General features: G+C 42.0%; 2 protein-coding genes and 1 pseudogene. All 3 read left to right on the top strand.

Translation table 11 applies throughout. The features are described 5' to 3' along the window. Positions 1-379 (top strand): DNA polymerase (locus MFLO_RS13875; protein ID WP_036098646.1); only part of this gene is annotated, 379 nt, incomplete at its 5' end. Next, positions 379-741: a hypothetical protein gene (locus tag MFLO_RS13870; RefSeq protein ID WP_036098645.1), complete on the top strand. Its 363-nt coding sequence runs from the start codon at positions 379-381 to the stop codon at positions 739-741. The genes MFLO_RS13875 and MFLO_RS13870, both read left to right, overlap by 1 nt. A gap of 104 nt (positions 742-845) precedes the next feature. Then, positions 846-1,302, top strand: a pseudogene (locus MFLO_RS13865) (hypothetical protein); the annotation flags it as partial.

The following is a 1,302-nucleotide window of genomic DNA, read 5'->3' as shown; positions in this document are numbered from 1 at the left end:
GATTGGCAAACAAGCACGTAAACGACGTTTGCCTGAAGCTTTAAAAGGCGAATACCGCCCGCTTCTACAGTGCACAAATGCACGTGTGCAGGGTGAAGCCGCTATTCAAACAAAAGTAACAATGAATGAAATGCGCAAAGTACTCGCTGAGTTTCGCGCTAAGGGGCGCGACTTCAAGCAGCTTGCGACTGTGCACGATGAGATACTTATTGAAGCTCCTTTTGATATTACAGAAAAAGAACGTGACAAACTAGTCGAAGTCATGACGCAGTCTTATTTATTGAATGGGGTTGCAAATGAAAGTGATGTCGAAATATATACCCAGCGTTGGGGCGATGCCATTCGTTGGGACGATTTTAAAAAGGAGCGTGGTTATTGATGGCAAAATTGAACGTAACGGCTGACGATATTCAATTCTTTAAGGAAACCGGAGCACTGGCAGTTGGTACAGATGACGGGTATGTGCTAGTTGAGGAGTTAAAGGCTGTATCAAAAATCAACCGAAAATCTGAAATATATCTTGTGCGCCGTGTGCCGCAAAATACATTACATAAATTAATCATCAATACAAAATATGCTAACAAACATGACTTTGAAGGTAGATTACATTCTGTATTCATGACAACTGTTGAAGAGGCACAAGCTAAAAAGGTTGCGCGGAATTTGCAGAAAAAGCCTGCCATAACGCCTGTAACGGCTGAGTGGTGCGATAAGTTGAAAGTATTAAAGGAGGAATTCTGAATTATAGACGTACAAAAAGTAGCCACTGAATTTCTTGACATGCTGAATGAGTATCACAGCTTGCCTGAAATTTGGGACAACGAGCTTGATACACAAATACATAAATGGTATGTAAATCCGCCAAAAGTTTTCCGAAAAAACCCTACTTTAGCCCGTCAAGTGCAGGCAGTAGTCAGCGTGAGCTTTACTTAAAACAAATTGGTGCGCATAAGGATATTGAAAAGCGTTCGCCAATCCATAAGCGTTGGACTGCTATTGGGACGGCTACTGGCGATATGATTCAACGTGATCTTTTATTCATAGAAAAGCATTTCGAGAAAAAAACAGGAAAGGCACCTCGCTTCGTCTTTGAACGAAACACAAAAGGCGAGCCCATGTTTGAAGACTTCGCCAAAAAGTGTGTGCCAGTTCAGCACAACGGATTTGACTTTTATTTATATGGAACGCCAGATGGTATTATGCACTACACCGATGATAAAGGTAAGGTACATCGGATTGGGCTAGAAATCAAGTCGAAGCAAACGACATACAGCCGTACAAGCGACTACAGCATGAAAGAGC

Source organism: Listeria floridensis FSL S10-1187, assembly GCF_000525875.1.
In the GTDB taxonomy this organism is placed as follows: domain Bacteria; phylum Bacillota; class Bacilli; order Lactobacillales; family Listeriaceae; genus Listeria; species Listeria floridensis.
This window is presented reverse-complemented; position numbering and strand designations above follow the sequence as displayed.